The sequence below is a fragment of the Lactobacillus fornicalis genome, assembly GCF_055362665.1.
The window spans coordinates 1-8513 of the sequence record NZ_JBLTIM010000056.1; the positions used below are offsets into that span (position 1 = coordinate 1).

Consider the following 8513-nt stretch of genomic DNA (forward strand, 5'->3'; position numbering starts at 1 on the left):
CGTTGTTGAAGAGAAAGAAGAGAATTTAGAATTTCAAAGATTTTATCTATTTGTTTAGTTTCACTTATTTTTTGACTTATAAACAGATGAACTTTCATAAAATCTGAATAGCTAATATTTAGTAAGCCATCCATTCGGGCAGATGAAGATATATACTTCCGTAATTGCTTATTCACATCTTTTTTCTTGAAAAAGTTTTCAATAAAAACTGGAGTGGTTTCCTTTATGATTTTAAAACTATGATATACATGAGGAATAAGCGCTTCAGAATAGTTCTGCAAACTGAAAACGGCACCATATTTAGCTACTTTTGAATTACCATGATTATATGATAATTCTCCTTTGTGTAATAAAGTATAATTTTTCTTTTGCTTGCCAGAAATATCACCAGAAAATCTATCTTCTTGAGTCATCCATCCTGTCTTAGCAGATATAGTTAATACAGGGAGATTAAATCTATTGTCATTTCCATTTACTCGTTCACTTATTTCCTCCAACTTAACTTTCTTCCAAGGCTCATCAAACCCACGAAATCTGACCTTCGGATACAATCGTTGTTCATCAGCGTGAGTGCTATTGCCAGCATCCCTGCTACCACTGCTTTTCATCAAATCATCTGTCATTATTTTTCACCCCACTTTTCTCTTAGTTCTTCTCAAACACGCTAATAAACTTGTCCAATTGTGCCCGTAAATCATCATCATCTGTCGTTAATTCTTTTAACATTTCTAACAGTTCTTTCTTATTTTCGGCAATCTTTTGGTTAACTTCTTCAAGTTCATCAGCAACTTTTCCTAAGTCAACTGGTGGTTCTGGTTCAAATGTATCTACATAACGTGGAATGTTTAAGTTGTAGTCATTTTCCTTGATTTCATCAAGTTCTGCTTTGTGAGCATACTTATCTACATCTTCACGCTTAAGGTAAGTTGAAATAATCTTATCAATGTTTTCTTCAGTTAATTTGTTTTGATTCTTCCCCTTTTCAAACTCACGGCTAGCATCAATAAAGAAGATATCTTTATTTTGACGATTCTTCTTAAAGACAAGCACAATTGTAGGAATACTTACGCCATAGAATAAGTTAGCTGGCAAGCCGATTACTGCATCAAGGTAGTTCTTTTCAATAATGTTTTGACGAATTACACCTTCGGCTGCACCACGGAACAAGACACCGTGTGGAAGAACAATTGCCATTGTTCCCTCAGGTGATAAGTGGTATAACCCATGAAGAACGAAAGCATAATCAGCCTTGGTCTTTGGTGCCAGCTTCCCATAAGCTGAAAAACGTGGGTCTTTTAACTTGTTTTCGTTATTGTCCCAGTGAGCTGAATATGGTGGGTTTGCAACAACTGCATCAAAGTTAGTCTTAGGACGGTCAACCCCTTGGGCATCAAGTCCATCTGGCCAATCTGCTTCAAGTGTATCAGCATTAGACAAGTGAATATTAGTAAATTCGACACCGTGCATCATCAAGTTCATTCGTGACAAGTTGTAAGTAGTAGTGTTCTTTTCTTGACCGTAGAACTTCACAACACCAGGCTTCTTACCGCCAGGAACTTCACCTTGAACAGTAAGCAATAATGAACCTGAACCACAAGTAGGGTCATATACTTCGAATTCTTCTGGTTCACCTTTTAAGTTTGCAGTTACCAACTTAGCTAAAACTTTTGAAACTTCAAATGGAGTGTAAAATTCCCCACCCTTTTTACCAGCACTAGCTGCAAATTGACCAATTAAGTATTCATAGATTGTCCCAAGGATATCTTTTCCGTTTTCATCTTTGTATTCAATAGTATCTACCAACTGAACAATCTTACTAATTGACTTAGCACGATCATTGGTATTGCTACCAAGACGAGAATCTCCTAAATTAACATCATTGAAAACTCCACGGAAATCTTGACTAGCAGTCTTATTGTTTGCTAATTCAGTATTCTTAGCGAAGTGATCAAGTAAGTCTTGATAATCACTTGGAATTACTTCTTTATCTTGAACACGCTTAATTAATGAGGCCCAAGTATCATGGGGTTCGATTGCATACCCCAAACTTGATGCAATATCTTCTAAGTAATCTGTTAAATCTTCCCCACTAGCTTCTCGAACATATGCGTCATTAACACTTTCACCATCTTCGATGTCTAAAATATCGTTTTTCACCAAGTAGTCCTCTTGATGTTCAGACAAATAACGGTAAAACATGAACGCCAAAATATAATTTTTATATTCTGAGGCATCCATATTTCCTCTAAGTTCATTAGCCATCGCCCATAATTTAGTTGTGATATCTTTTTCTGACATTTATTCTCTTCCCTACTCTTAAATTTCTCTCTTAAGTTCATCTGCCAACTCATAAATAGCATCAGCAAGTGAATTTCTATATTTTATTTTTGATAACTTAACAACTTTTTCATCCGTTGCACGTTTTTTATATGTTTCAGCAGCGGCTTTTTTAATTGCATCAATTTTTCCAGAATCGTTTAAATCTTTTTGGCCAAGACGGTGGTTAGCAAACATCGACTTTAATTCTTCGGTAGTTACTACATCAGCAATTCCCCACTTAATTCTGAATTTATAAATAATATCATCGATTTCAGTTTCATTAGCTTGAGAAATCACTTCATGAACATCTTCAATATGATATGGATACTTTTGATTTTCAGCATCTTTAGGATATTGCTTATTAACAATTGCTCTACTAGTCCGTTCAATTTGCTTAGCATAAGCTCGATTATCCATTGATAAAGTGAATTCTCTAATCTTATCCTGAATTTTACGAACTGCTTCTTTATCATCTTCATGAACCTTATTAATAAGTTCTTCAATCAAGTGAGTAAGATAATCATAATTAATTACGACTTCCTTAATGTGAGTCATACGCAAGTCGATGTCTGGCAAAGGATTACCCGGATTTACTGGATTTATTGTTTTAATCAAGTTAGGTAATACTGTCGTAATTTTCTTTTCTTCTTGTTCAGAAATACCCAATTGTGAAAGTAATTTTTCAGGATGTTCATAATCATAACCAACTTCTTCACCATTCTCATCAATTTTATGATCATATTGCTTAAGTATTTCAATTTCTCGACTATATTTTTGAAGTAATTGTTTTAGTTCTTTTTGATTTTCTTCAGACTTTGGAACTTCTTCAAGTGTATCATTTGTGAGCGTTCTAAGACGGTCAATAGTTTTTCTTACTTCATTAACTTGTTCTTTATATGATGGTACAGTAACTGGATTATCATCATCCTTTAGTAATTTATCTTGACTAAAGGCCGAAGACTTATTTGCATAAATAGAAAGGGCTCTATTCATCAACTTTTCATTTTCAACCGGCCAACGATAATTAACAATTCTTCCAAAAGGTTTAGTCTGCATATCAGCAATCCGGTTAGTTCTTGAATATGCTTGAATTAAGCTGGCATTTCTTAAGATTCGGTCAACATACAAGGTATTCAATCCTGGAGCGTCAAAACCAGTTAATAATTGGTCAACAACAATAACCAAATCTAAGTAGTTCTTATCAAAGGCCGTCTTATTCAGTCTTGAAACAACATCAGCAGTATATCCTGCAATATCATCCATTCCAAATGACGTACCAAACTGGGCATTATAAAGGTCTACTGCACGACTTAAATTCTTATTGTTTTCAACCATGTTGTCGTCATTACCGGTACTTTGTGAGAAGGTAACCGCAACTTTTAGAACTAAGCCACCATTTTTTTGATGTTCAGCATTAACTCTTTGAAATTCATCATAGTACATCATAGCCATTGGAGTACTTGCACGATTACCACCTACGTGAGTTGTCAGTAATGCATTATATTGCCCATCATTTGAACGATTACGCCAATTCTTAAAGATATCTTCAACAACTAATTTAACGTGTTCTTTATTCTCATCATAAAAAGTTGGCCCAATGGCATCATCGATATCATCAGGTTGCAAGTTTTCAATCTTGTGCTTAATATCTGCTTCAGTCCATTTAGGATATCTTTGATGATAAAACTCAGGCAAGAAATCGCTCTTCATCTTGTCTTCATCAATAGTTGTTTGGAAGTCAACCTTAAACCGCAAAACATTCCCATCACTAATTGCTTCTCTAATGGTATAGATATGAAGTGGCTCTCCAAAAACATCTTGAGTTCTTACACCATTTGCTGTTGTATCATCAAACATTGGCGTACCAGTATAGCCAACCCAAGCCCCTTTCTTAAAGGCTTTCTTTAACAAACTAAAAGCATCCCCACCAGTTGAACGGTGAGCTTCATCAACGATAAAGACAATATTCTTGTCAGGGTCTTTAAAACTATCACGTTTAACCAATGTCTCGAGTTTTTGTACACTAGTAACGATAATATCACTACCACGTTTACGTAACTTATTCTTCAAGTCAGTAGTGTTACGTGTATCAAGAACATTGCCCCAATCATCTTCACTTGCTTCTGGATCATAGGCGTGGTACTTTTCCATCGTTTGCCGAGTTAAAGCAATTCGATCAACTAAGAAAACCACTTTATCAACGTTAGGCAAGCGACTAGCAAGCCAAGCTGTTTTAAAACTAGTAATTGTTTTACCAGATCCAGTTGTGTGCCAGACATAACCAACGCGATTTTCACCATATTCAAAGTCCCAATGCTTGAGCTTTTCAATTACTGCCTGCGTTGCATAAACCTGATATGGTCGCATGACTTTAAGCATTTGATTATTAGGAGTACCGTCCAAAATCATATAACTTGTAGCCATTTGGTGGGCCATTGGAATACTCAAGACTGTATCCGCAAATTCAAGCCAATTATTGACCTGGGTATTGTCTTTTTTTCGTTGCCAGTGAAAGGCAAAATCTTTATTGAATTTATCAGCTGTAGTATTAGCCATGTATAAACATTCATGAGGAGACATTGCTACTAAAATTTGAACTGTAGAAAAGATGTCACTATATTGACCCTCTTCAATATACTGATGCATTTGATTCAATGCTTCATTAGCTGAAATGCCATCTTTCTTTTCTTCAATTTGAATAATTGGTAAGCCATTGATAAGAAGCGTTGTATCAAATCTACGCTCTTGTTTTCCGTGAATTACTGCTGGTCTTTGAATTTGATTTACAACTTGATAAACCGTATCTCCAGCACCAACCTGTTTTTGATCGAAGACTTTCAAAAAAACGTGTCGCCCATCATCTAAGTCAATTTCAATTTGACTAATCCCATTTACACCATATAAGAATTGACCAGCTTGATATGGTGTATTCAAAGAAGAAATCTCTTTCTTTACTTGAGCAAATTCATTTTCTGACAATGGCCCATCAAGCTTGTCTTGATTATGTTGTTCCAAAATCTTTTTGAAGTTTTGCCAAAGAGCAGGGGTAGTCTTTACATTAGGTAAATATTGCCAAATTTGCTTTCTACCTTGCTTACGCAAAGTATCAATAACATAATTTTGACTTGGTTCATTAATTTCATATTGAGGAACCTTGCCAGTTGATAGATATTCAATTAAGGAGTTTTCAAAAATATCCTCTTTATCGTAAATCATGAATAACCCACTTTCGTTGTAATTAAACTATAGTTTATATTATACAAGAAACTGGCCTTAATAAAGCCCGACTTATTCAACTTCCCCCCGATCTCTACAAAAAATTTGGCGTGTTTTGCTTCTCCCATTCGTTATATATAGTGTAAGGCAATTGCGCGCATGACTTACATGATTTAGATATAAGGAGAATAACTATGAATTTTGAATTATTAGAACAATCAGTCCAATATACTTTTTCATCAGAAAGTTACACCAACGGTAAATTAACACGCACATTGAAAAATGTTGCCAAAGATGCAACTGCTTCTGCTCTTGCCCAAGTAGGTCAAGCCCTCAGTAGCTTGCAAGGCGATACTTTATCAGATGCTATCTTAATCCAAAAGCAAAATATCAAGTTAGTTTAATTTTTTGAAATAGTAAGGAGTCAATATCATGTCTAAAGTTTTAAAATTAGGTTTTATCAATAGTGAAAATAAAAACACCACTTTATCATTGCCAAATGCTAAGGATGGCCTTGATGAAGCAGTTGTGCGTCAAGCGATGAAGAATATTAGCGATGCACATGCATTTAACAAGGATGGAGTTGACCCATATCACTCTGCTCGTATGGCTAAATACGTTGAAACAACTACAACAACTTTGTTTGATGACACTAAGTCTAATCAAGACTAGTGAATTAATCGCTACCGAAGCTAAAAAATTAATCAGCATTATAAAATAAAAGAAGCACCATAATTTGGTGCTTCTTTTTGTATATAAAGGATATTCTTATTAATTAACCCCACTGAGTCTTAATCTCCCACAACTAAGATCTCTATTAAATAAATTGAAATATTTTGTTACCCATATTTATTCTAGCCTAAAAAAAGAACATCCTTTAATTGTTAAACCATGCCCCCACAGCAACAATTAGTAACAATTATTCTAATATTATTTAAGCAATAAACATAGAAAAAATCAATAGGTTTGAAGAATTAAATAAAACAATTCCTAAAAGCACTTATATTTAACACACAATTTGTTATTTAATTAAATATCCCTTGACAAATTTCTTAAATGATAGAATTTATCTAATTTTTTAGGAATAATATTCTAGTTAAACATAGAGAATATAAAAAAGCGATAACCCAAAATTAGGTTATCGCTCTTCTAAAAGCCTTTTTAATTAAGCATCAATTTCTTCGATGTCGATAACAACAACATCACCGCTGGTCTTACCAGTCTTCTTGTATTGTGCTTCGATGAATTCCTTGTCTTCTGATACATGTGGAGTACCAATTACACGTACGTTAGTATGGCTAGGAACATCAGCAACTACAACAGCTACCTTGCTACCAGCTTGTACATTTTCCCATAAGTGTGCGTGAGTTACTTCAACCCATGCCAAATGGCTTTCGTCAACAACGTTCAAAGAACCCTTAGGACCAACTTGTGGTTCACCATCTTTACTTACTGATGATACAAATGCAAGCTTGTCAGTAAAGAATTTTTGTTGATCTGCTGTTAATTTAGTACTTTCTAATTTCTTCATATTAATACCTTTCCTTCTGCAATAAATTTCTAGAGCTTTACTCTGCTCTTAGAATAGTCCAAAAAATTGATAAAAACAATTTATTTGCTTAATAAATAACAAGAACTTTTTAAACAGTATTAAAATAATAACATTTTATTAGTGCTTGTTATTTAATAATGCTTTTTATTAAACGACCTACCTCTTCAGCTGCAAGAGCTATGTCTTCTGGTGCATCTTTAATTGCCTGTTCAAGACTTTTTGCCCCACTTGGAGTCGAAAAAATTGCATCAATCACATTATTTTCATATAAGTTTTCAACACCTGGTCCAATATTCCCTGATAAAACAACAACTGGAGCTTGTGGAGCCACTTTTTTGGTTGTCAGAGCTACACCATATGGGGTTTTGCCGAATTTAGTTTGAAAATCAGTACTACCTTCACCAGTAATCACTAAATCTGCTCCCTTAGCTTTTTCTGCTAATTGCGCAAAATCTGTTACTAGCTCAATCCCCTGTTTCATTTCTGAATTGGTAAATGCTAGTAAACCAAATCCTAAACCTCCTGCAGCACCACTGCCAGGAGTTGCTTCATAATCCACTTGAAGATCATTTTTAACAACTTGAGCAAGATGATGCAAATTCTGATCCAGAACCGAAATCATTTGCTCAGTTGCTCCTTTTTGGGGACCAAAAACAACAGCTGAACCTTGTGACCCAGTTAATGGATTAGTTACGTCACTTGCAATATATATTTTTATCTTTTTAATCTGTTCTGGTACCTGACTAATATCAATATGAGTCAAATCAGCTAAACCTGCACCACCTAATTTTATAGCTTGACCATTTTTATCCAGCAATTTAACACCAAGGGCTTGAGCCATTCCACAGCCACCATCAACAGTTGCACTGCCACCAATCCCCAAAATAATTTGCTTAGCTCCACGCCTAACTGCATCTTGAATCATTTCTCCAGTACCATAGCTGGTAGTAATCATGGGATTCATTGTTTTCTTATCGACATATTGAATACCACTAGCAGCTGCCATTTCAATTACGGCTGTTTTTTTATCTCCTAAAAAGCCATACTTTGCTATGACTAGTTGGTTCAAAGGATTATGAACTTGGACATCAACAAACTGACCATTAGTAGCGCTAACTAAGGCATCCACCGTCCCTTCCCCACCATCAGCCATTGGCACAAGAACATATTCAGCATTTGGAAATATCCGACTGAGTCCTTTCTTCATCACTACAGCTACTTGACGAGCAGCCATGCAATTTTTATAAGAATCTGGAGCAATTAAAATTTTCATATTAATTTTTCTTTCTGTATTGAATTTATTTTTATTTTAACAAAAAAGCCCCGAAGTAAATCGGAACTTTTAAGTTATAAATGATTAAGGAGTATATATAGTAGATTTAGTTAATTTTTCTCTTAAAAAGAAGTTTGAAACTGTCAAATTTTT

General features: G+C 34.7%; 7 protein-coding genes. 2 read left to right on the forward strand and 5 right to left on the reverse strand.

Going from position 1 to position 8513, the window contains the following annotated elements; all coding sequences use genetic code 11:
• From ACNDLV_RS07830 to ACNDLV_RS07840, 3 genes are all read right to left on the reverse strand, one after another.
• The coding region (locus ACNDLV_RS07830) for a restriction endonuclease subunit S domain-containing protein (protein WP_498883071.1) at positions 1–623 on the reverse strand (623 nt) is incomplete at its 3' end.
• Between the two features lie 22 nt (positions 624–645).
• The gene (locus ACNDLV_RS07835; protein ID WP_006586685.1) at positions 646–2298 is read right to left on the reverse strand and encodes a type I restriction-modification system subunit M; all 1653 of its coding nucleotides are present in this window, start codon (positions 2296–2298) and stop codon (positions 646–648) included.
• Between the two features lie 18 nt (positions 2299–2316).
• A complete protein-coding gene (locus ACNDLV_RS07840) occupies positions 2317–5535 on the reverse strand; it encodes a type I restriction endonuclease subunit R (protein WP_006586684.1) in 3219 nt (1072 codons plus the stop codon).
• A gap of 194 nt (positions 5536–5729) precedes the next feature.
• On the opposite strand from ACNDLV_RS07840, the gene ACNDLV_RS07845 reads away from it, so the two are divergent.
• Complete coding sequence (locus tag ACNDLV_RS07845) at positions 5730–5939, forward strand: DUF1659 domain-containing protein (RefSeq protein ID WP_006586682.1); 210 nt, start codon at positions 5730–5732, stop codon at positions 5937–5939.
• 28 nt (positions 5940–5967) lie between these two features.
• Complete coding sequence (locus ACNDLV_RS07850; RefSeq protein ID WP_006586681.1) at positions 5968–6207, forward strand: DUF2922 domain-containing protein; 240 nt, start codon at positions 5968–5970, stop codon at positions 6205–6207.
• Positions 6208–6700: 493 nt separating this feature from the next.
• Here the strand turns inward: ACNDLV_RS07850 and ACNDLV_RS07855 are convergent, their stop codons facing one another.
• Together ACNDLV_RS07855 and ACNDLV_RS07860 are read right to left on the reverse strand one after the other, a co-directional pair.
• Complete coding sequence (locus ACNDLV_RS07855) at positions 6701–7066, reverse strand: pyridoxamine 5'-phosphate oxidase family protein (protein WP_006586680.1); 366 nt, start codon at positions 7064–7066, stop codon at positions 6701–6703.
• A 148-nt stretch (positions 7067–7214) separates the two neighbouring features.
• A complete protein-coding gene (locus ACNDLV_RS07860; RefSeq protein WP_006587303.1) occupies positions 7215–8360 on the reverse strand; it encodes a glycerate kinase family protein in 1146 nt (381 codons plus the stop codon).
• Positions 8361–8513 lie beyond the last annotated feature (153 nt).